This is a genomic window from Buttiauxella sp. 3AFRM03 (genome assembly GCF_003675305.1).
Taxonomy (GTDB): Bacteria; Pseudomonadota; Gammaproteobacteria; order Enterobacterales; family Enterobacteriaceae; genus Buttiauxella; species Buttiauxella ferragutiae.
In genome coordinates this window covers 4187498-4211035 of sequence record NZ_CP033076.1, presented here as the reverse complement: position 1 = coordinate 4211035, position 23538 = coordinate 4187498, and the positions used below count along the sequence as shown (strand labels likewise).

Here is a 23538-nt window from a genome sequence, read left to right as displayed (position 1 = left end):
GCTGCCAGATGGCAGCCCTTGATATGGATGTCGCGTTAGCGAAATCTTACTTGGTAAGACGCTCTTTGATACGAGCAGATTTACCAGTACGCTCACGCAGGTAGTACAGTTTAGCTTTACGAACGGCACCACGACGTTTAACAGTAATGCTGTCGATTACTGGGGAGTGAGTCTGGAATACACGCTCAACACCTTCGCCGTTGGAAATTTTACGAACAGTGAATGCAGAGTGCAGACCGCGGTTACGGATAGCGATAACCACGCCCTCAAATGCCTGCAGACGTTTTTTAGAACCTTCAACGACCCATACTTTCACTTCCACGGAATCACCCGGACGGAATGAAGGTACATCCTGTTTCATCTGTTCTTGTTCAATTTGCTTAATAATGTTGCTCATAATTTTGTCTCTTATCCTGGGTAAACTGATAATCGGGGGCTTACGCCATCCCATCATGTTTATGTTGCTGTATTTGCGTGTTCACGTTGGAACTCCGCCAGCAACCTTGCTTGCTCTTCAGTCAGAGCCAGGTTTTCCAGAAGTTCAGGTCTTCTAAGCCAGGTACGGCCCAGCGACTGCTTCAGGCGCCAACGTCGAATATCTGCATGGTTTCCCGACAGCAAAACTGGCGGAACCTCCATGCCTTCTAACACTTCAGGACGAGTATAGTGTGGGCAGTCCAGCAATCCATCGGCAAACGAATCTTCGATTGCTGATGCCTGATGTCCCAGAACTCCCGGAATAAACCGTGAAACTGAGTCAATCAATACCATCGCTGGTAACTCACCACCGCTGAGAACGTAATCGCCGATTGACCATTCTTCATCAATTTCGGTTTGGATTACGCGCTCATCTATCCCTTCGTAACGGCCACAAACCAGAATTAACTTCTCATTTGTTGCCAGTTCACAGACGCCTTCTTGATCAAGCTTGCGTCCCTGAGGTGACAGATAGATAACCTTAGCACCTTCCCCCGCCGCTGCTTTCGCTGCGTGGATGGCTTCCCGCAAAGGATTTACCATCATAAGCATACCCGGTCCGCCGCCGTAAGGACGATCGTCCACGGTACGGTGCCGGTCATAAGTGAAGTCACGCGGACTCCAGCTCTGGATGCTCAGCAGGCCATTTTTTACTGCCCGGCCAGTTACCCCGAAGTCGGTAATTGCACGGAACATCTCTGGAAACAGGCTAACTACACCAATAAACACAAGCCAATCCCCATTACGCCGTCTTTTACCGTTAATCCGGAGGTTTTAAAAACCAGGATCCCAATCTACTTCAATGGTTTGAGTAGCGAGATCGACTTTCTTGATAACCTGCCCATCGAGGAACGGAACCAGCCGCTCCTTGATGCCGAACGCATCTTTCAGGTTTGCCTTAATGACCAGAACGTCATTTGAGCCGGTTTCCATCATGTCGATGACTTTACCGAGCTGATATCCTTCAGTAGTGACAACCTGGCAACCCATAAGGTCTTTCCAGTAGTAGTCACCCTCTTCGAGATGAGGCAATTGCGTTGAATCGACGACAATTTCGCAATTGGTCAGAAGATTCGCTGCATCCCGATCGTCAATACCTTTCAGCTTGATGACCAGATCCTGATTGTGGTGCTTCCAGCTTTCCAGCTGTACTTGCTGCCACTGACCCGCCTTCTGGATAAACCAGGGCTGATAGTCAAAAATGCTATCGGCGTCTTCGGTGGAGGAAAACACTCTGAGCCAACCACGGATCCCATAGCAGGAGCCCATTTTGCCCAATACTATTGGGTTAACAGGAGCCTTTGCAGCGATTTGATTGCTCATCATGACCACCGTGACAGATTAAGCTGCTTTTTTTGCTGCTTTGATCAGCGCAGATACGCGATCAGAAACGGTTGCGCCTTGGCCAACCCAATGCTCGATGCGATCCAGATCCAGGCGAGTTGCCTCGTCTTTTTCACCAGCGATAGGGTTGAAGAAACCAACGCGCTCAATGAAGCGACCGTTACGTGCATTACGGCTGTCAGTAACAACAACCTGGTAGAACGGACGCTTTTTAGCGCCGTGACGTGCTAAACGAATAGTTACCATAACATCCTCTTTAGTGAATAAAACACCAGGCCCCATCGAGGGATGGAGCCTGGTGTCATATTAAAAGCCCGAAAATTGTACTCATTCCTGAGCGGAAATCAATTTTTGTTTTACAAGCAAAACAAAAATTACAGAAATTAACGGCCTGGGAAACCTGGCGGCATCATACCTTTCATGCCGCGCATCATTTTCGCCATTCCGCCTTTCTTCATCTTTTTCATCATGCGCTGCATGTCGTCGAACTGCTTAAGCAGACGGTTGACGTCCTGCACCTGCATACCCGCACCCATCGCGATACGACGTTTACGTGAACCTTTGATAATCTCTGGCTGCGCACGCTCTTTGAGCGTCATGGAATTAATAATGGCTTCCATACGCACCAGGACTTTGTCATCCATTTGCGACTTAACGTTATCCGGCAATTGCCCCATACCCGGCAATTTGCTCATCATGCTCGCCATGCCGCCCATGTTTTTCATTTGCTTAAGCTGGTCAAGGAAATCGTTGAGATCAAACCCATCGCCTTTCTTCAGCTTGTTAGCCAGCTTCTCTGCCTGAGCACGGTCAACTTTGCTCTCAATATCTTCGATAAGTGAGAGAACATCGCCCATCCCCAGAATACGCGAAGCAATACGATCCGGGTGGAACGGCTCCAGCGCTTCAGTCTTTTCACCGACACCGAGGAATTTAATCGGCTTGCCAGTGATATGACGAATAGAAAGCGCTGCACCACCACGCGCATCACCGTCGACTTTCGTCAGCACGACGCCCGTCAGTGGTAATGCTTCGTTGAAAGCTTTTGCGGTATTCGCCGCATCCTGGCCCGTCATGGCGTCAACAACAAACAGGGTTTCAACTGGGTTAATCGCAGCATGAACCTGCTTGATTTCATCCATCATCGCTTCGTCAACGTGCAAGCGACCGGCGGTATCCACCAGCAGCACGTCAAAGAATTTCAGCTTCGCTTCTTTCAGCGCCGCATTAACGATATCGACCGGCTTTTGGCCGACATCAGATGGGAAGAAATCGACACCGACTTGTTCAGCCAGCGTTTCTAACTGTTTGATCGCCGCCGGGCGATAAACGTCTGCAGAAACCACCAGCACTTTCTTCTTGTGCTTCTCACGCAGGAACTTACCTAATTTACCTACGCTTGTGGTTTTACCCGCACCTTGCAAACCCGCCATCAGCACAACGGCTGGCGGCTGTGCAGCAAGATTCAGGCTGGCATTCTCTTCGCCCATCGCGGCAACCAATTCGGCGCGAACGATTTTGACGAACTCCTGGCCTGGGGTCAGACTTTTGTTAACTTCATGACCAACCGCTTTTTCTTTTACGCGGCTGATAAAGTCACGCACCACCGGCAGCGCAACGTCAGCTTCCAGCAATGCCATGCGCACTTCGCGCAATGTTTCTTTCACATTCTCTTCAGTCAGCCGCCCGCGGCCGCTGATATTGCGCAGTGTGCGCGACAGACGGTCAGTTAAATTATCAAACATTGTCTTTTGCCTAACGTGGTAACTTAGGGCCGCAGCTTGCGACACAAAACAGAATTTAGCGGATTATACCCTAAATAGCTCAAGTTGTGGGTAAGCGGCAAGAGAGCTTATCCCCAGGAGCTTACTAAAGTAAGTGACTGGGGTAAGTGAGTGCAGCCAACACCCCCATAACTTGAAGTATGACGGGTATATAACATGAAGCCGCCTTCGGTGTGATGTAACGGTTAGAGTTGGAGCAGGCGGCAGGTAACGTTATACTGTTTTTTTTCATCTCTGGCTAATTGACCGACACTTTATATGCCTGTTTTCGCAATCCTTGCGCTTGTAGCCTATTCCAGCAGCCTCGCGCTGATCATTCCAAGCCTGCTGACAAAAAACAGCGGATGGCGCCGTTTCGCTATTATATCGGCCATTATCGCGCTTGTATGCCACGGTCTGGCGCTTGAAGCTCGTATTTTTGCCGCCGACGGCGGTCAAAACCTGAGCCTGCTCAACGTCGGCTCATTAGTCAGTTTGATGATCTGCACCGTGATGACGATTGTGGCATCGCGAAATCGCGGCTGGCTGCTGTTACCGATTGTTTACGCTTTCGCCTTAATCAATCTGGCGCTGGCAACCTTTATGCCCAACGAATTCATCACGCATCTGGAAACAACTCCGGGGATGATGGTGCATATCGGTTTGTCGCTCTTTGCCTATGCCACGCTGATTATTGCCGCACTTTACGCGCTGCAACTGGCCTGGATTGACTATCAGCTCAAAAATAAAAAACTCGCCTTCCGTGCTGAAATGCCGCCGTTGATGAGCATTGAGCGCAAAATGTTTCACATCACTCAAGTCGGCGTAGTACTGCTGACGTTAACCCTTTGCACCGGCCTGTTTTATCTGAAAAATCTTTTCAGCCTGGAAAATGTCGACAAAGCGGTCCTGTCGATTCTCGCATGGTTTGTCTACATCGTTTTACTGTGGGGACACTATCATGAGGGGTGGCGCGGCCGCCGTGTGGTGTGGTTTAACGTCGCGGGTGCAGCGATTCTGACCCTCGCCTATTTTGGTAGCCGCGTCCTGCAACAATTCGTCGGCTAATGTTGTCTTTATAAAGGAAATCCTTTTGGAACAGATCTCAACGACTACGTTGATTGTCACATTGATCATCATGGTAGTCGTTTCAGCGTACTTCTCCGGCTCTGAAACCGGCATGATGACGCTTAACCGTTACAAGCTGCGCCACCTCGCCAAACAGGGCAACCGCGCCGCTAAACGGGTCGAAAAACTGCTTCGCAAACCAGACCGCCTGATAAGTCTGGTCCTCATCGGTAATAACCTGGTCAATATTCTGGCCTCAGCCATCGGCACCATCGTCGGCATGCGTTTGTACGGTGATGCGGGTGTTGCCATCGCCACCGGTATCCTCACTTTCGTGGTTCTGGTGTTCGCTGAAGTACTGCCAAAAACCATTGCCGCGCTGTATCCGGAAAAGGTTGCCTTCCCGAGCAGCTTCCTGCTCGGCCCGTTGCAAATACTGATGATGCCCCTGGTGTGGTTACTGAACATCATCACGCGTATGTTGATGCGTCTGATGGGTATCAAAAACGTCAGCACCGTGAGTAGCGCGTTAAACAAAGACGAATTGCGTACCCTGGTGCATGAGTCACACACGAAAATCTCCCGCCGCAACCAGGATATGTTGCTCTCGGTTCTGGATCTCGAAAAAATGAGCGTCGACGACATCATGGTGCCGAGAAATGAAATCGTCGGTATCGATATCAATGACGACTGGAAATCTATCGTCCGCCAACTCACCCACTCGCCGCATGGCCGCATTGTGTTGTATCGCGATACTCTGGACAATGCCATGAGCATGCTGCGCGTGCGTGAAGCCTATCGCTTGATGACCGAAAAGCAGGAGTTCACCAAAGAAACGCTGCTTCGTGCCGCTGATGAAATTTACTTCGTGCCGGAAGGAACGCCGCTTAGCGTTCAACTGGTAAAATTCCAGCGTAACAAGAAGAAAGTCGGCCTGGTCGTAGATGAATACGGTGATATTCAAGGGCTGGTAACGGTGGAAGATATTCTTGAAGAGATTGTTGGTGACTTCACGACATCGATGTCTCCAACACTGGCTGAAGAAGTGATGCCACAAAACGATGGCTCAGTGATTATTGAAGGCAGTGCCAACGTGCGCGAAATCAACAAAGCTTTCAACTGGACATTGCCAGAAGACGAAGCCCGTACCGTAAACGGTATGCTGCTTGAAGAACTGCAAGAGATCCCAGCTATCGATACGCGTGTGCGCTTAAGCCATTACGATATTGATATTCTCGACGTGCAGGACAACATGATTAAGCAGGTACGCGTCACCCCTGTCACTCCGCTTCGCGAGAGTGTTCAAGAGTAAATCGCCTTTCTAGCAGGCACAAAAAAGCCAGCCGCAAAGGCTGGCTTTTTATTTCAAGCGATTAAAACAAATTACGCTTTTGCTTTAGCCACAGAAACCATCGCAGCACGCAGTGTGCGACCGTTCAGGGTGTAACCCTTTTGCATCACCATCAGCACGTGGTTTGGCGCCACATCTTCAGACTCAACCATGGCAATGGCCTGATGCACATCCGGGTTGAACGGCACGTTAGTTTCGCCAACCACTTCCACACCAAATTTACGCACCACATCCAGCATCGATTTCTGAGTTAATTCGATGCCTTCAATCATGGCGGCTAAATCGGTGTTGGACTTGTCTACCACTTCCAAAGCACGGTCAAGGCTGTCGATAACCGGCAGCAGCTCGTTGACAAATTTGTCCAGAGCAAACTTGTGCGCTTTCTCAATATCAAGCTCAGTACGGCGACGGAGGTTTTCCATATCCGCTTTATTGCGTAACGCCAGTTCACGCTCGCGCTGCTGAATTTCTTCCAGTTGCGCAGTCAAATCGGCAATTTTTTCATCGCGCGGATCAACCACTTCGGCACCCTCTACGGCCTCGACTTCTTCGTGGCTTTCCATTGCAATTTCGTCCGAGACTTGCTCGTCTGGTGTTTTCTGATCTTTACTACTCATGAATTTCTCCGCGTTTTTAGCATTCATCTCGCTGGTTCGCTTATTATGGGGATCAGTTTCCGGGATTCAAGGGAACGTGACATATTGTCATAAACGACTGCATCACTGCGCATAAGGACCATCAGCATAATGAACAAACATTTCAACTGCATTGGTATCGTCGGGCACCCACGTCACCCTACAGCCCTAACCACGCATGAAATGCTGTATCGCTGGCTCTGCACCAAAGGCTACGACGTTATTGTCGAGCAGCAAATTGCCCAGGAACTTAACCTCAAAAACGTAAAAACCGGTACCCTGGCGGAAATAGGCCAACAGGCCGATCTCGCGGTTGTGGTCGGTGGTGACGGCAATATGCTAGGCGCTGCCCGCGTTCTTGCTCGTTATGATATCAAAGTCATCGGTATCAACCGCGGTAATCTCGGTTTTCTTACCGACCTTGACCCAGACAACGCGCAGCAACAACTCGCCGATGTGCTCGAAGGGCACTACATTGCCGAGCGCCGTTTCTTGCTCGAAGCCCAGGTTTGCCAGCAAGATACGCCGACTCGCCTGAGTACCGCGATTAACGAGGTGGTGCTGCACCCCGGCAAAGTCGCGCACATGATTGAATTCGAAGTCTATATCGATGAAATTTTTGCGTTCTCGCAACGTTCCGATGGGCTGATTATTTCAACACCAACGGGTTCTACCGCCTATTCCCTCTCGGCTGGCGGCCCCATTCTTACCCCATCGCTTGATGCCATCACGCTAGTGCCAATGTTCCCGCACACGCTTTCTGCACGCCCATTGGTCATCAACAGTAGCAGCACAATACGCCTGCGTTTTTCACATATGCGTAGCGACCTGGAAATCAGTTGTGATAGCCAAATAGCGCTACCTATTCAGGAAGGCGAAGACGTGCTGATCCGCCGTTGCGACTATCATCTCAATCTCATTCACCCCAAAGATTACAGCTATTTCAATACATTGAGCTCTAAACTCGGCTGGTCGAAAAAATTGTTCTAAAAAGTGCCCCAGGCTCTTTACTGTATATAAAACCAGTTTATACTGTATGAAAACACAGTCATGTCTTTTCATACAGGAAAGCAATTATGCTGGCACAACTCACCATCAGTAACTTCGCTATCGTTCGTGAACTGGAAATTGATTTTCACCACGGTATGACCGCCATTACCGGTGAGACAGGGGCCGGTAAATCTATCGCGATTGATGCCTTAGGTCTGTGTCTCGGTGGCCGTGCTGAAGCCGACATGGTGCGTCAGGGTGCCAGCCGGGCTGACCTCTGCGCCCGCTTCTCCCTGAAAGACACACCTGCCGCCCTGCGCTGGCTGGAAGAAAATCAACTTGATGACGGACGTGAATGTTTACTGCGTCGCGTCATTAGCAGCGATGGCCGTTCACGAGGCTTCATCAACGGCACGGCGGTTCCTCTTTCTCAGTTGCGTGACCTCGGCCAGATGCTGATTCAAATTCACGGCCAGCATGCCCACCAGCTTTTGTTAAAACCAGAACACCAAAAATACCTGCTTGACGGTTATGCGGGTGAATCTGCACTTCTCGCCAAAATGGCAACAAGCTACCGCGAATGGCATCAAAGCTGCCGAACTCTTGCGCAGCATCAGCAACAGGCTCAAGAGCGTGCCGCGCGCACTGAATTGCTTCAGTACCAACTGAAAGAGCTCAATGAATTTTCTCCAATTGCGGGCGAGTTTGAACAAATTGATGAAGAGTACAAACGGCTGGCAAACAGCGGGCAACTGATCTCTGTTAGCCAGCAAGCACTGGCGATCCTCGCGGATGGTGAAGACAACAACCTGCAAAGCCAGCTGTATAGCGCACGTCATTTAATGGAAGAACTGGCCGGGATGGATAGCAAACTGTCTGGTGTGTTAACGATGCTGGAAGAGGCAACTATTCAAGTTTCAGAAGCCAGCGATGAACTGCGCCATTATTGCGACCGTCTGGATCTTGACCCTAACCGTTTGTATGAACTGGAACAACGTATCTCCAGGCAAATATCACTAGCGCGTAAACATCATATTTCGCCGGAAGAACTGCCATTGTTCCATCAACAGCTGCTCGAAGAACTGCAACAGCTTGATGAGCAGGCCAGCTCCCAGGATGAACTGATGCAGGCAGTGGCTGTCCATCACCAGCAAGCGCTGAACATCGCGCAAGAATTGCATCAGCGTCGTGCACATTATGCGGCGGAACTTTGCGAGTTGATTACCGCAAGCATGCATTCGTTATCAATGCCTCACGGCAAGCTAGCTATTGACGTGGAATTTAATGAAAACCATCTGACCGCTGAAGGTGCAGACCGTATTGATTTCCGCGTCAGTACCAACCCAGGCCAACCCTTGCAGCCACTGGCAAAAGTGGCCTCCGGCGGCGAGCTTTCACGTATTGCACTGGCGATTCAGGTCATCACCGCACGTAAAATGGAAACCCCGGCTCTCATCTTCGATGAAGTGGATGTCGGGATCAGCGGCCCAACAGCGGCGGTGGTCGGCAAATTATTGCGTCAGTTAGGCGAGTCCACTCAGGTTATGTGTGTCACGCACCTGCCACAGGTCGCAGGTTGTGGGCATCATCACTTCTTTGTCAGCAAAGAAACCGATGGCGAAATGACAGAAACACATATGCAACCGCTGGATAAACGCTCACGCCTGCAAGAATTGGCTCGTTTGCTTGGTGGCAGCGAAGTCACACGCAACACATTGGCCAACGCAAAAGAGTTGCTGGCGGCTTAACGGCAACGATTTTATATACACAACCCGGTAGTTGTTGTGCGCGCTGTTCAAAAAACAATCACTCAGCTAGCATATTGTTAATTGAACAGGTTTTAAGCCAACTTTTTTGCTGTACCAGGGTCAGAGTTAAGCGCCTTAATGTTTTAAACTGCGTAAAGGTTTATTATCATCGGCATATTATGAATGAGCCATGTGCTGCTCGGGCCCGAAAAGGAATCAAATCACTATGCGCTGTAAAACGCTGACTGCTGCCGCAGCGGTTCTTCTTATGCTGACCGCAGGCTGTTCCACTCTGGAGCGAGTGGTTTACCGCCCCGACATTAACCAGGGGAACTACCTGACACAAAACGACGTGTCAAAGATTCGTACTGGCATGACTCAACAGCAAGTTGCGTATGCTCTGGGTACGCCAATGATGACTGATCCATTTGGTACAAGTACCTGGTTCTATGTCTTCCGTCAGCAACCAGGCCATGAGAAAGTGACTCAGCAAACGCTGACGCTGACTTTCAACAGCAGCGGTGTGTTGACCAACATCGACAACAAGCCGAAGCTGGTAAACGAATAACCAATAAAAAAGGTGCCGATATGGGCACCTCAGATTGCTGACAAGGTCACTAAACAGGTGTTGTAGGGTGGATAAGCGCTAGCATCATCCACCATTTTCGCCAGTTTTGTCATCAGTCTCAGGTGCCTGATTGGCACCTTTTTTTGGCTACTTCTGAGCGGATTTCTCAGCTCGCTGGCGTCGAAGCTCTTTCGGGTCAGCAATCAGAGGCCGATAAATTTCTACCCGATCCCCCTCATTAACCGTATCGGTCAATTTCACCAGGCGGCTAAAAATCCCTACCTTATTCTTCGCAAGATCAATATCCGTGCGCAGTTCAAGAATACCTGACGCGTAAATCACCTGCTCAACAGTCGCACCTTCTGCAACTCTAACCTTGAGCAAGTACTGCTTTTCAGGCAATGCGTAAACGACTTCAACAGCGATATCAGGCGACACTGTAGACCTCTTTGGCTCGTACGGTAAACGCCTGAACCATATTCCCGGCCAACTCTTTGAAGATACGGCCAAACGCCAGCTCGATAAGCTTATTGGTAAACTCAAAATCGAGCTGGAACTCAATACGGCAAGCTTCTGCACTCAGCGGCGTAAACTTCCAGCCGCCCATCAATGACTTGAATGGCCCATCGACAAGATGCATCAAAATACTTTGATTATCGGTAAGGGAGTTACGCGTGGTAAACGTTTTGCTGATCCCCGCTTTGGAAACATCTACCGCCGCCGTCATCTGATTATGCGACGCGTCAAGAATCCGGCTGCCAGTGCAACCCGGTAAAAAATCAGGGTAGGATTTCACATCGTTAACTAATTGATACATCTGCTCCGCGCTGTAAGGCACTAGCGCAGTACGGGTAATCTGAGGCATAGCATTTCCTGAGAGTCACAAAACGGGCAAATAATAACATTTATCACTCTGCAAAGAAAAACTCTTAGCCCAGAGCCGTGCTAAGATATGCCTTCATCCTCGCAGCGAAGCGGGGTGTATTTGAACTCCTGGATTACTTATACTGAGCAGCACTATGACAAAGAAAAAAGCATACAAACCAGGTTCAGCCACCATTGCGCAAAACAAACGCGCCCGCCATGAATACTTTATCGAAGATGAGTTTGAAGCGGGACTCGTGCTGCAAGGCTGGGAAGTAAAATCTCTGCGTGCCGGGAAGGCCAACATCGGTGACAGCTACGTCATACTGGTAGATGGCGAAGCATTTTTGTTTGGCGCCAACTTTACTCCGTTAAACGTGGCCTCAAGCCATGTGGTCTGCGACCCAACACGTACCCGTAAACTCCTGCTTAACCAACGTGAGCTTGATAACCTTTACGGGCGCATTAACCGTGATGGTTACACCGTTGTCGCCCTGTCGATGTACTGGAAAAATGCCTGGTGCAAAGTGAAAATCGGCGTGGCGAAAGGTAAGAAGCAGCACGACAAGCGCAACGATTTAAAAGACAAAGAGTGGGCGGTAGATAAAGCACGTATTATGAAGCACGCGGGTCGTTAATACGGTTTTAAAAAACAGTATTAGTCCTTCTTCCGGGGGGCTAATACTGAAAAGTTATCTTCCCCCTATCCTAAATATTATTTATTACCAAAGCCAAATTTATTAATCCGCATAACTCATTCCATCAAGTCATCTTCTATAAAATATAACCCCCTAATTGATTAAAACTGTGCTAGTCGACTAACAAGCGGAAAGGATAAATTATCCTTTATATTCACCGCATGAATACATACTAACAAAAGTTAAATTTTTAGTGTCCACCCTGGCTTCACCGCAGTAAGGCAGATGATTATCACGACGGTATTTTGTTAACTCTGGATTAAGTTTAAAGTGAACCAATCGATAATAACTTAAATAAAACCGCCATCAATCACGAAACAAAGCAAATAAATATCAATGCATTACCAATAAAAATACCACTTTATAGTCATAACTAAAACTCATACAATGCGCACATAACTCCTGAAAAAAACTTACGTTCCTCTCTTATGCACTTCATTTGCGCTTTTATCCAATCCTGTCTATATCTTCAATACCCCCTTATGAAAATGATAAGAAAGTATGAATCTTATATTCATATAAATTAATGCTTCAGTAACCAACAAATTTTTCATCAATAACATTAGCCATCATTATTTTGATGCCTGGATTCGTTCGTCTTAAATTTTATAAATAGTTAAGATCGTTTTAACACTTTATTCAGGGGAATGATTTGCGTGCGCAAGCGCGACTGAAGACTACACCCACGTTCACACAGAATGGAGTGATAACAATGCGTTCAATATCAATCATCTCAAAGCTGACTGGCGTAACGAATAAAGTAGAAGCGTCTGAAATTACGCTGAACTCCCCTTCCATTGTTGAACTCAAAGCTGAACGCTCTGATATCGCCAGTATCGTGCGCTCCAGCCACGATATGATCATTACCCTGCACGATGGCGAAGTGATTACCGTAAAAAACTTTTACGCCTTCGCCGACCAGGGTGGCAACCAATTAGTGCTCGAAGACGACCAGGGCGCATTGTGGTGGGTACAAGATACCGACTCCGCATTTCACTTCGAGCATATCAATAATATTGATGAGCTGATGGCGGCTACAGGTGCAGAATCACATGATGGGGAAGCCATTTGGCCGTGGATTTTGGGTGGCGTCGCCGTCGCTGGCGGTATTGCTCTGGCCGCCGGTGGTGGCGGAGGTGGAGGCGGCGGAGGTGACGGAGGTGACGGAGGTGACGGAGGTGACGGAGGTGACGGAGGTGACGGAGGTGACGATAATAACTCGAACAACGGTGGCGGCAATCCCAACTCGCCGAACCAGCCCTCTAACGGTAATGACACCACGCCGCCCGCAGCCCCAACAAATCTGAGCGTCTCGGCAGATGGTAAAACCATAACCGGAAACGCAGAAGCTGGCAGCACCGTGACAATTACCGATGCCAACGGCCAGGTGATCGGAACCGGCACTGCCGACAGTAATGGCAATTTTTCGATTCCGCTCACAAATCCGCAAATTAGTGGCGAAGAGTTAACGGCACATGCCACCGACCCCGCCGGGAATACTGGCCCTGATAGCAGCGTGACCGCGCCTAATATTCCGTTACCGGACGCACCGACACTCACCAACGTGGTGGATGACGTCACTCCGGGATTCGGCACCATTGCCAATAATAGCCCTACTACGCCAACCAATGACAACACCCCAACACTTCTGGGCGCGGGTCAGCCAGGAACCACCGTTCATATTTATGACAATGGAACCGAAATTGGCACCGCAGTGGTTGATGCCAACGGAGGCTGGAACTTTACCCCCGCCAACGCGTTAACCGATGGTTCTCACAGTTTTACCGTCACTACCATTAATGCCAAAGGTGAAAGTGCGCATTCGGATACCTATACCGTCACTATCGACACGGTTGCCCCTGACGCGCCTGAATTAGAGCAGTTGCAGGATAATGTCGGCAAGCTGACCGGCATTATCAGCAGCGGTACCTACACCGATGAAACCAGACCGGGATTAAACGGAACCGGCGAAGTGGGCGACACCGTTACCATTTATGATAACGGCATCCAGGTTGGGCAAGCCACCGTTGGCGAAGACGGAAAATGGAGCTTTACCCCTGACCAACCGCTGGCCGACGGTAGCCACCAAATCATCGTGGTACAAACCGATGCTGCGGGGAACGTCAGTTCCGCCACCACCAGCCCAATATTTATTGTCGACCATACGCCACCTGCCGCTGCCGTCATTGAGAATGTCAGCCTCGACGGCACCACCGTTTCTGGCACCGCCGAACCCGGAACCACCATTACCATCACGGCTGCCGATGGGTCTGAACTCGGCCATGCCGATGTCGACAGCGACGGTAATTTTACTGTTGGGATCACCCCTGCGCAGACTCACGGTGAAACGCTGACAGCACACATTGAGGATCAAGCCGGTAACGTTGGCCCGGATACACCGTTTACGGCATCGACCTCCCAGTACCCAACCGTGCCAGTGCTGGATTCTGTTGACGACAATGCCGGCGCCACTATGGGTCTTCTAAGCAACGGCCAGGCCACCGACGACACCACACCAACCCTGAGCGGCACGGCTGAAGCGGGAAGTACCGTTAAAATCTTCAGCAACGGTTTGCTGCTTGATAGCGTTGTCGCTGACGGCACCGGCCACTGGACCTATACCCCATCCGCGCTGGCAGACGGTCCGCAAGAATTCACCTTTACCGCCACCAACCTGTACGGCACTAGCGGCACCTCGGCAGTCTTTACCGTCAATGTCGATACCACCCCGCCCGCAGCACCGGGTGATTTACTGGTTTCACAAGACGGCCTGCATGTCACCGGCAGCGCGGAAGCGGGCAGTGAAATCATCGTCACCGACAGTAGCGGCAACGTTCTGGGAACGGGCGTCACAGGCGCTGACGGGAGGTTTGATATTTCACCGTTAACCTCAGCACAAACCAACGGCGAACCCTTACTGGTTTCAGCGACAGACAGCGCAGACAACAAAAGTGACAACAGCACCGTCTTTGCACAAGACAGCACGCCTCCTGGGGCACCGACCAATGTGGACATCAACGATGAGGGGTCAGTGGTGACCGGTGACGCCGAGCCAGGCAGCACGGTTAATGTCACTGACAGCGACGGCACCCCACTGGGGACTGGAACAGCAGGTTCAGACGGTAGTTTTAGTATTCCGATATTCCCGCCGCAAACGGCTGGCGAAAAACTGGAAGTTTCTGCGACAGATAACGCTGGAAACACCGGGCCAGAAACACCGATTACCGCACCTGACACCACCGCGCCGGATGCTCCGGTGATTAGCGCCGTGGTGGATGATGTCCCCCTTTACACGACCGATCATCTCAGCGACGGACAAACCACCAACGACGATAAGCCACAACTCACAGGCACCGCCGAAGCTGGCGCAACGGTGAAAATTTATGACAACGCTACGCTGTTAAATAGCGTCACTGCCGATGAGCACGGAAACTGGAGTTATACCCCAACCACCGCACTCGCACAGGGCCTGCATAACCTGACCGTCACCGCCACCGATGCCAAAGGCAACGTCAGCCCTGAAGCGGCATTTTCGCTCACCGTTGATTCCATTGCTCCGCAAGCGCCGACCATTACGCTGGTCAGCGATGACTTCGCCCCCGTCAGCGGTTCGGTGCCAAACAATGGTTTCACCAACGACAGGACGCCAACGATCAGCGGTACCGGCGAACCCGGATCTGTCGTCACTTTGTTCGATGGCGCCACCGCGCTGACCACCTTTACGGTCGGTGTATCGGGTACCTGGAGTTACACACCGTCAACGTTGATCGACAGCACCCACCGCTTCACGGTGAGCGCCACGGACGCGGCGGGCAACACCACCGCGCCTTCCGCCGAATATGTCATCACCATCGACATTACCGCTCCGTCTGCACCCACCATTGACGGCGCAATAGATAATGTCGGAACGGTTACCGCAACGCTTGCCAACAACTCGGCGACCGACGATACCCTGCCGCAATTTAATGGCTCCGGCCCGGCTGGCAGCACCGTGACGCTGTATGATGGCCCTACCGCTATCGGCTCTATCGTGGTGGGCGGCGATGGTAAATGGAGCATTATCCCGACACAACCACTGAGCGAAGGGCCACATACCATAACGGCTGTGGCGACCGATGCCGCAGGCAACGCCAGCCCAGCCGCCAGTTTTAACCTGACGGTCGATACCACACCGCCTGCTGCGCCATCCATTACCAACGCGCAAGGGGAAGTGGGCGGAATCCCTGCGACAGTCACCAACGGTGGCAGCACGCAAAACGGCACGCCAACCCTTACCGGTTCCGGCGAAGTCGGGGCGACAATCAAAATTTATGATAATGGCGGCAGCACACCGATTGGTTCGGTGACGGTTCCCGCTGGAGGCATATGGACATTTACCCCTTCTCCGGCGCTCGCTGAAGGCTCTCACTCGCTGACTGCCGTGGCAATCGATCCCGCGGGTAACGTTGGCTTACCTTCCGCAGGCTTTACGCTGAACGTCGACTCAACGCCACCAGCCGCACCAGGCACACCAACGGTCACCGATGATCATGCTCCGGTGGTTGGCACCGTCAGCAATGGTGGCAGCACCAACGACACCACGCCAACCTTCTCCGGCACTGGCGGCACAGTTGGCGATAAAATTGAAGTGTTCAACGGCAGCACAAAACTCGGCGAAACCACGGTACGGGCAGACGGCAGCTGGGGCTTCACTCCGACCACGCCGCTGACCGAACAGGTTTACAACGTGACCGTCAAAGAAACGGATGCGGCAGGGAACGTCAGCCCGCCTTCTGCGGCTATTACCTTTACGGTCGACACCACCGCTTCTGCTGCACCGGTTATCGTCAATGCCGACGATAACGTAGGTGCGGTACAACAACCGCTGTTCAACAACGCGGTCACCGATGACAACACCCCAACCTTCCATGGCACCGGTGCGAATGGTGACATCATCACGCTGTACAACGGCACCACGGTGCTGGGTAGCACAACGGTTGTTGGCACAAACTGGACTATCACCCTAACGAGCCCACTGCCGAACGGCGCACTGGAGATTACCGCCACCGCAACCGATGCAGCGGGCAACCTCAGCCCATTGTCAGCAATCTTTAATCTGACTGTCGATAACACGCCGCTCACCGCTCCGGTCGTGACGGAGATTGCCGATGACGTGGGTGTGATTACCACTTCGCTGGTCAATGGCAGCTATACCGACGATACCTCCCCAGTCTTCAGCGGCACAGGTAAACTAGGCAGTACCATTACTGTTTTAGATAACGGTACACCGGTGGTGACTTCACCCCCTATTGTTACTGTTGCTCCGGATGGTACATGGAGCTTCACGACAACACTCCCGACGGGTGTAAGCGACCACACATTCACCTTTAGTGCCAGCGATGCCACAGGAAATACCGCCGTATCACCAAATCCAATTACGTTGCATGTTGATACGCTGCCACCTGATGCTCCGCTGGTAAGTTCAGCAGATCCGAATGGCACACTGGTAAACGGGACGGCGGAACCCGGCAGCACGGTGATTATCAGGGATGCCAATACCCATGCAGTATTGGGCAGAGGCCTGGCTGATTCCACAACCGGAACCTTCTCCGTCACAATTTCGCCTGCGCAAACCACCGCTGAAGAACTAGAGGCAATTGCTCAGGATGCCGCTGGCAATCAGAGTGGCCCGACTGGCTTCATTGCCGCGGATACGAATGTTCCGCATCCGCCGACAATTGAAGTTTTGGATGACGTAGCGCCGGTCACTGGCAGAGTCGACAGCGGTGCCAGCACCAACGATAACCTGCCAACACTTAGCGGCGTGGCTGAAGACGGTGCCATGATCACCCTCTATATTGACGGCATTGCCCAGACCCCGTTCGCGGCGGGAACCGGGGGAGCCTGGAGTTACCAGTTCACTACACCGCTGGCAGATGGCCCGCATACTTTTGCCGTCAGCCAGAGTGTTGGCGGTGTGTCCAGCGGCCAGACGCCGAATTTCAACATTACCGTTGATACCACGTTACCCACCGCTCCCGCCATCACCTCCGTCACCGACGATGTCGCTCCGGTAACGGGCATCATCACCAGCGGGCAGGCCACGAACGATCAGCGCCCTACCTTTACCGGCACTGGCGAAGTAGGTTCGACGATCACGATTCTTGATGGCACCACGACACTCGGCACCGCAACCGTCACCACTGGCGGTACCTGGACATTCACGCCACCAACCAATCTGGCTGAGGGTCCGCACACCATCACCGTCACCGCAACCGATGCTGTCGGAAACGTCAGCGCTCCACCTGCCAGTTTCTCGCTGATTGTTGATACCAGCGTCGCGGCGGCACCGGTTATTACGTCAGTGGTTGACGACACCAGCACGCCAGGCCCGGTGGTTTCCGGCCAGCCGACTAACGACAACACGCCAACCTTCAACGGCACCGCCGACCCGAACTCGACGCTAACCATCAGCGAAAACGGCACGGTTATCGGCACCGTTCCGGTTAATGGCGCGGGGAACTGGACGTTCACGCCAGCCACGCCGCTGGCCGATGGCAGCCACAATCTGACGCTCGTCACTACCGATGCGGCAGGCAACGTCAGCCCGCCAGCCACCTTTACTGCGGTGGTGGATACCGCTGCTCCTGTAGTGCCAGCCATAACTTTGGTGGTCGATGACCAGACTCAGCCGGTGACTAACCTGACCAACGGCCAGCTCACCAAAGACACGCAGCCAACCCTCAGCGGCACCAGTGAAGCCAATGCCACGATCAATGTTTATTCTGGCACCACGCTTCTTGGCACAACAACAGCCACAGGCACCGGTACATGGTCATTCACGCCGGACGCCGGTCATCAGTTACTCCAGGGCAACAATACCCTGACGGTCAAAGCCACCGACGCCGCCGGGAATATCAGTAACTCGTCAGCAGCCTTCAGCGTAGTTGTGGATTCTGTCGCCCCAACCGCGCCAGCCATTTTGACCGTCACCGACAACACCGCGCCAAATATTGGGCCAATTACCAGCGGCCAGCCGACCAACGAAACGCGCCCTGCTATCACCGGTTCCGGCGAAGTCGGTTCGACGATCACGGTATATGACGGCATAACGCCGCTGGGTACGGCAACCGTGGGGGCTGGCGGCACCTGGAGCTTTACACCACCTTCAGCACTGCCAGGCGGTTCGCACAACCTGACCGTTACCGCTACCGATCCGGCAGGTAACGTCAGCGCACCATCCGCAGCGTTTAACGTGGTGATCGACACCACAGCGCCTGTTGCGCCAGCTATTACCACCGTCGCGGACGATGCAGGGACAGTCACCGGTAATTTAACCAAAGGGCAAGTGACGGACGATACCCGTCCACAAATCAACGGCACGGTAGAAGCCGGATCGACCGTCAATATCTACGACAACGGCACGTTGATTGGCACAGCAATCGTCACTGGTGGTACATGGAGTTTCACGCCACCAGCAGGGTCACCGCTCGCCAATGGCAACCACGCATTTACGGTGACCGCGACGGACTCCGCAGGCAACGTCAGCCCGGCTTCAGGGGCGTTCAATATTGTCGTGGATACCGCCGTTCCCACCGCACCGATCGTCATCCAGGCAACTGATGATGTCGGCCCGGTGACTGGCGCGTTGGTGAATGGGCAGTCGACCAACGACAACCAACCATTACTGAGCGGCACCGCAGAAGCCAACTCCACGGTTAAGGTTTACGACGATGGCATCCTGCTCGTTACCACCACCGCCAGCGCGGAAGGGATCTGGAGCCTGGCACCACCCAATCCGCTACCCGATCGTACCCATGTTTTCACCGCCACCTCAACCGATGCGGCGGGCAACGTCGGGGCGATTTCGGGAAGCTTCACACTAACTATCGACACGGTGCTGCCGACCACTCCTGTGCTCACCTCCGTGGTGGACGACGTGGCTGGGTTTAACGGCTCACTCAGCAACGGACAAATCACCAACGACGCACGCCCTACGCTGAACGGCACCGGCGAACCAGGCAGCACCCTCGCTATCTTTGATGGAGCGATACAAATTGGCACGGTGACCGTTCCGGCAAGTGGCACCTGGACATTTACCCCAGCCACACCGCTGGCTACCGGCGCGCATACCTTCACCCTCACCGCCACCGACGCGGCGGGTAACGTCACCACCCCAACCGCGGGCTTTACCATCACGGTGGATACCAGCGCGCCAAACGCGCCGCTTATCACCACGGTTGTTGACGATGTCGGCACCGTGACCGGCCCGGTTGCCAACAACCAGACCACCAACGACACGCTGCCAACGCTTAACGGCACAGCCGAAGCAGGTGCTACGGTGGCGATTTACGATAACGGTAACCTGGTCACCAGCGTCACTGCCGACGGTAGCGGCAACTGGACTTACCCACTGACCACCGCGCTGACCGAAGGCAACCACACCTTCACCGTGACGGCCACCGATCTGGCAGGCAATACTAGCGCCAACTCGCTGCCAGCGGTGATTATTGTCGATACCACGCCGCCTGCCGCACCAACGGGCATGGTGGTCAACGCCACCGGGACAATCGTCACCGGGAATGCCGAAGCGGGCAGCACCGTCACCATATCCAGCGGCGGAACGGTTCTCGGCAGCGCCACGGCGGACGGTAACGGTAAGTTCAGCGTGACGATAACGCCCGCGCAAACCAACGGCGAATCCCTACAAGCTGCGGCTACAGATAGCGCGGGTAACCTGGGTGCATCGGCTGGGTTTGCTGCGCCAAACACTGCATTACCAGGCGTGCCGGTGATTACCACAGTGTTGGATAATTTCGCTCCCGTTACCGGAACGGTTAACAACGGGCAAAGCACCAACGATGCCACGCCGACCATTAACGGCACGGCAGACATCGGTGCAACCGTCAGTATCTACAACAATGGCGTGTTGATGGGCAGCGTGGTGGCGACGGACGGCACCTGGAGTTACACGCCATCTGCGCTCACCGAAGGTTCACACGCCTTCACCGCTACCGCCACCAACCCGAATGGCACCGGCAGCCCGTCAACGGCGCTCACCGTGATCGTTGACACCATCGCCCCACTGACACCAACGGCGACCATCAGTGCCGACGGCACCACCATCAGCGGTTCGGCGGAAGCCAACAGCACGGTGAACATTACCTTGCCGGGCGGCACCGTTGTCACCACCACCGCTAACGGCAGCGGAAGCTACACCCTGACACTGCCAACGCGCGAAATTGGCGGAGAGCAGTTATCCGTCACCGCCACCGATGCGGCAGGCAACACCTCGCCATCGGTCACTGCAACCGCACCGACTCTGCCACTGGCCGCCGATGACAACGTGGTCAACCTGGCGCTGACCAGCAGCGCCGTCGTTTCACCGCCAGAGCATTACAGCGATTACGGCGTGCTGTTGGTCGGGGCGCTGGGCGACACAGTACAGGTGCTCGGCAACGATACCGCGCAAGTAGGCTTTACGGTTAACGCGGGCGGCACTGCCAATATCACGATTGATGCCGCCGCTACAGGTGTGGTACTGACACTGCTCAACACGATGGAAGTGGTGATTCAGCAATTTGTCGGCGGAACCTGGACTACGGTAATCGATTCGCGACTGCCACAGTTTGCCAACCTGCTAACGCTGGGTGCCAGCGGCGTAACACTGAATGTCACCGGGCTGGAAGAAGGCACTTATCGGGTACTAAGCTACAACACCAGCCTGCTGGCGACCGGTTCTTTCACCAGCCTTGATGTCAGTATTGAACAAATCAGTGGCGGGACAGTCAGCGGGGAAACGACCCATCCGGGGAACGTGATCACCGATATTGATCCGAACAGCGGCCAGGACACCGCGCCGACAGGCACTGTTGTGACATCGGTGACCAACTCGCAGGGCGTCACCACCCAGATTGGCGCAGGCGGTGCGGATATCACAGGTGAATACGGCACGCTGCATATCAACCAGGACGGAAGTTACACCTACACCCTGACGGACACCTCTGCCTCGGTACTGGGTAGCACCGAAAACTTCACTTACACCATCACCCATAATGGCGTCAGTGATTCGGCGCAGTTGGTGGTGACACTCGGCAACCCAACACCTGCCAGCACCGTGACCGCCACCGATAACACGGCGGCGCTGACCTACAACACCGATGTGGAAGCGGTAGACCACGGGGCTTCACAGCAAAGTGGTTTCTCGGTGCTGAGCGTCGGTGTGGGAAATGTGCTGAGCCTCAGCGCGTTAGCCAATATGGCGAACCCGATACTCTTTGATGTCGATGAAGGTTCAACGCGCACCATGACGTTGCAGGCGAGCGTTGGCGGGGTCGCGTTACTCTCCACCTTCGATCTCTATGTCTACAAGTTCAACGATGTGACTCAGCAGTATGAGCAATATCGGGTGGTCAATACCTGGCTTACCGCGCCATTGCTGGGCGGCACCTCATCGCAATTAACCCTGACGCTGCCAGGTGGCGAGTATCTGTTCTTGCTCAAAAATGCCAGCGGTGTGGCGGCGCTAACCGGCTATACGCTGAATATTCTGCAAGACCATACTTATGCGGTGGAGAGCGTCACAGCCAGTACCAGCGGCAATGTGATGAATGATGATATTCATCCGGTAGATAGCCACATTACTCAGGTGAATGGCGTCGCCATTGCGGCCAGCGGAACCACCACTATTGTTGGCGAATACGGCACGCTGACCATTGATGCGGCGGGTAACTACACCTACAAACTGAACAGCGGCCTGGGCGCGGACAGCATCAAAACGCCTGACAGCTTTGTTTACACCATTACTGCACCAAACGGCGATACCGACACCGCCTCGCTGAATGTCACTGCCACGCCGCATACCGTGGATGCGTTTGATGACAGCAGCACTGTGATGGCGGTGAACACCGCGCAAAATACGGCGGTTTATTCGGATACCAGCGTGGGGTCGGCGTCGTGGACAACCCTGGTAATCCCGTCATCAGGAAGCGGCAACGGGACTTTTGCGGTCGGCGCTAACGAAGTTCTGCATAACCCAGTGTTACATTTTACTGTGCAATCATTGCTTTCATTGGGTGGCTTGAACGTTGACTGGAACATCACTAACAGCTCAGGAACCGTGGTAAGAAACGGCTCATTCAGCGGTGGCATATTGTTAGGCGGCGTGGCGAATATTGATTTGGCAGGGCTGGATCTGCAATCGGGTACCTACACGTTAAATTACACTGGGCGAGTCGGTGTTCTTGGTGCCGGACAAATCACCATCACGCCAACTATCACCGGCACCACCATTGATCTGGACAGCTATTCAACGCTTGCCGGTAACACGGTTCACGGCAATATCTACGACGGTACGGAAGCCTCAGGTGCTGCCGATCAGCTCGGCACCGTTCACACCCTGCTGAGTATTACCGGCTTCAACGGCACGACGACCACGCTTGATCCGCTAACCAGTAGCAACTCAACCGCCACGATTCAGGGGCATTACGGAACGCTGGTGATGGGGATTGATGGTGCGTACACCTACACCCTCAATAGCGGGCTTTCTCCGGCGTCGATGACCACCAAAGAGACCTTCACCTACACGCTAAATGACCAGAACGGCCAGAGCGACAGCGCCACGTTAACCATCAATATGAGCCCGCAATTCGTCAGCACCGCGCAAAGCGATGTGATTACCGGCTCGGCTTATGGCGACACGCTGATTTATCACCTGTTAACCAGCGCAAGTGCGACCGGCGGCAACAGTGCCGATACCTGGCACAACTTCTCGGCGGCACAAGGCGACACGATCAACGTTCACGACCTGCTGACCGGCTGGAATGGGCAGGCCGCCACACTGGGCAATTACCTCAACGTCACCACCAGCGGCAATAACACCGTTATTTCCATTGATCGCGACGGCACAGGCGGCACCTACAACTCAACCACGCTCGTTACCCTGGAGAACACGCACGTCACGCTCGATGAACTGGTACAGCAGCACCACATTATTACCTAAAAAAGTGGTGGATGACGCTAGCGCTTACCCCCGACACGTAGGTCGGATAAGC

14 protein-coding genes and 1 pseudogene are annotated in these 23538 nt (G+C 53.1%); 7 read left to right on the top strand and 8 right to left on the bottom strand.

Annotated elements, in window-relative coordinates; translation table 11 throughout:
* Window positions 1–46 precede the first annotated feature (46 nt).
* The 5 genes and pseudogenes from rplS to ffh form a co-directional block, all read right to left on the bottom strand.
* On the bottom strand, window positions 47–397 hold the full coding sequence (gene rplS, locus D8682_RS21115) for a 50S ribosomal protein L19 (RefSeq protein ID WP_034457314.1): 351 nt from the start codon (window positions 395–397) through the stop codon (window positions 47–49).
* A 40-nt stretch (window positions 398–437) separates the two neighbouring features.
* Window positions 438–1206, bottom strand: a pseudogene (gene trmD, locus D8682_RS21110) (tRNA (guanosine(37)-N1)-methyltransferase TrmD).
* 45 nt (window positions 1207–1251) lie between these two features.
* Window positions 1252–1800 carry a ribosome maturation factor RimM gene (rimM, locus tag D8682_RS21105; RefSeq protein WP_064544306.1) on the bottom strand — a complete coding sequence of 183 codons (549 nt, stop codon included), beginning with the start codon at window positions 1798–1800 and terminating at the stop codon, window positions 1252–1254.
* An 18-nt stretch (window positions 1801–1818) separates the two neighbouring features.
* Window positions 1819–2067, bottom strand: a complete 249-nt coding sequence (rpsP, locus tag D8682_RS21100; protein WP_034457320.1) for a 30S ribosomal protein S16 — start codon at window positions 2065–2067, stop codon at window positions 1819–1821.
* 137 nt (window positions 2068–2204) lie between these two features.
* The gene (ffh, locus tag D8682_RS21095; RefSeq protein ID WP_121815074.1) at window positions 2205–3566 is read right to left on the bottom strand and encodes a signal recognition particle protein; all 1362 of its coding nucleotides are present in this window, start codon (window positions 3564–3566) and stop codon (window positions 2205–2207) included.
* A gap of 297 nt (window positions 3567–3863) precedes the next feature.
* Between ffh and D8682_RS21090 the strand changes: the two genes are divergently transcribed.
* Both D8682_RS21090 and D8682_RS21085 read left to right on the top strand, forming a co-directional pair.
* Window positions 3864–4652 (top strand): inner membrane protein YpjD, encoded by a 789-nt coding sequence (locus tag D8682_RS21090; protein WP_064544299.1) that lies wholly within the window; start codon window positions 3864–3866, stop codon window positions 4650–4652.
* A gap of 25 nt (window positions 4653–4677) precedes the next feature.
* Window positions 4678–5964: an HlyC/CorC family transporter gene (locus D8682_RS21085; protein ID WP_064544296.1), complete on the top strand. Its 1287-nt coding sequence runs from the start codon at window positions 4678–4680 to the stop codon at window positions 5962–5964.
* Window positions 5965–6035: 71 nt separating this feature from the next.
* On the opposite strand, the gene grpE is transcribed toward D8682_RS21085, so the two are convergent.
* On the bottom strand, window positions 6036–6620 hold the full coding sequence (gene grpE / locus D8682_RS21080) for a nucleotide exchange factor GrpE (RefSeq protein WP_064544330.1): 585 nt from the start codon (window positions 6618–6620) through the stop codon (window positions 6036–6038).
* A gap of 129 nt (window positions 6621–6749) precedes the next feature.
* On the opposite strand from grpE, the gene nadK reads away from it, so the two are divergent.
* The 3 genes from nadK to bamE all read left to right on the top strand — a co-directional run bounded on the left by nadK (window position 6750) and on the right by bamE (window position 9944).
* Window positions 6750–7628 carry an NAD(+) kinase gene (gene nadK, locus D8682_RS21070; RefSeq protein ID WP_064544292.1) on the top strand — a complete coding sequence of 293 codons (879 nt, stop codon included), beginning with the start codon at window positions 6750–6752 and terminating at the stop codon, window positions 7626–7628.
* Window positions 7629–7714: 86 nt separating this feature from the next.
* Window positions 7715–9376 (top strand): DNA repair protein RecN, encoded by a 1662-nt coding sequence (gene recN, locus D8682_RS21065; protein WP_064544288.1) that lies wholly within the window; start codon window positions 7715–7717, stop codon window positions 9374–9376.
* A gap of 226 nt (window positions 9377–9602) precedes the next feature.
* Window positions 9603–9944, top strand: coding sequence for an outer membrane protein assembly factor BamE (gene bamE / locus D8682_RS21060; protein WP_064544285.1), 342 nt, complete (start codon window positions 9603–9605; stop codon window positions 9942–9944).
* Window positions 9945–10091: 147 nt separating this feature from the next.
* On the opposite strand, the gene D8682_RS21055 is transcribed toward bamE, so the two are convergent.
* Together D8682_RS21055 and D8682_RS21050 are read right to left on the bottom strand one after the other, a co-directional pair.
* Window positions 10092–10382: an RnfH family protein gene (locus D8682_RS21055; RefSeq protein WP_121815073.1), complete on the bottom strand. Its 291-nt coding sequence runs from the start codon at window positions 10380–10382 to the stop codon at window positions 10092–10094.
* Window positions 10372–10809: a type II toxin-antitoxin system RatA family toxin gene (locus D8682_RS21050; protein WP_064544279.1), complete on the bottom strand. Its 438-nt coding sequence runs from the start codon at window positions 10807–10809 to the stop codon at window positions 10372–10374. The genes D8682_RS21055 and D8682_RS21050 overlap by 11 nt, the downstream gene beginning before the upstream one ends.
* Before the next feature lie 154 nt (window positions 10810–10963).
* On the opposite strand from D8682_RS21050, the gene smpB reads away from it, so the two are divergent.
* Both smpB and D8682_RS21040 read left to right on the top strand, forming a co-directional pair.
* On the top strand, window positions 10964–11446 hold the full coding sequence (gene smpB, locus D8682_RS21045; RefSeq protein ID WP_064544275.1) for an SsrA-binding protein SmpB: 483 nt from the start codon (window positions 10964–10966) through the stop codon (window positions 11444–11446).
* 772 nt (window positions 11447–12218) lie between these two features.
* Window positions 12219–23486 (top strand): BapA/Bap/LapF family large adhesin, encoded by an 11268-nt coding sequence (locus D8682_RS21040; RefSeq protein WP_121815072.1) that lies wholly within the window; start codon window positions 12219–12221, stop codon window positions 23484–23486.
* Window positions 23487–23538 lie beyond the last annotated feature (52 nt).

Excerpts from the sequence above, each read along its gene's own strand:
- bamE (WP_064544285.1), top strand. The coding sequence starts at position 9,603 with ATGCGCTGTAAAACGCTGACTGCTGCCGCAGCGGTTCTTCTTATGCTG.
- D8682_RS21040 (WP_121815072.1), top strand. The coding sequence starts at position 12,219 with ATGCGTTCAATATCAATCATCTCAAAGCTGACTGGCGTAACGAATAAA.
- nadK (WP_064544292.1), top strand. The coding sequence starts at position 6,750 with ATGAACAAACATTTCAACTGCATTGGTATCGTCGGGCACCCACGTCAC.
- ffh (WP_121815074.1), bottom strand. The coding sequence starts at position 3,566 with ATGTTTGATAATTTAACTGACCGTCTGTCGCGCACACTGCGCAATATC.
- rimM (WP_064544306.1), bottom strand. The coding sequence starts at position 1,800 with ATGAGCAATCAAATCGCTGCAAAGGCTCCTGTTAACCCAATAGTATTG.
- grpE (WP_064544330.1), bottom strand. The coding sequence starts at position 6,620 with ATGAGTAGTAAAGATCAGAAAACACCAGACGAGCAAGTCTCGGACGAA.
- rpsP (WP_034457320.1), bottom strand. The coding sequence starts at position 2,067 with ATGGTAACTATTCGTTTAGCACGTCACGGCGCTAAAAAGCGTCCGTTC.
- smpB (WP_064544275.1), top strand. The coding sequence starts at position 10,964 with ATGACAAAGAAAAAAGCATACAAACCAGGTTCAGCCACCATTGCGCAA.
- recN (WP_064544288.1), top strand. The coding sequence starts at position 7,715 with ATGCTGGCACAACTCACCATCAGTAACTTCGCTATCGTTCGTGAACTG.
- D8682_RS21090 (WP_064544299.1), top strand. The coding sequence starts at position 3,864 with ATGCCTGTTTTCGCAATCCTTGCGCTTGTAGCCTATTCCAGCAGCCTC.
- rplS (WP_034457314.1), bottom strand. The coding sequence starts at position 397 with ATGAGCAACATTATTAAGCAAATTGAACAAGAACAGATGAAACAGGAT.
- D8682_RS21050 (WP_064544279.1), bottom strand. The coding sequence starts at position 10,809 with ATGCCTCAGATTACCCGTACTGCGCTAGTGCCTTACAGCGCGGAGCAG.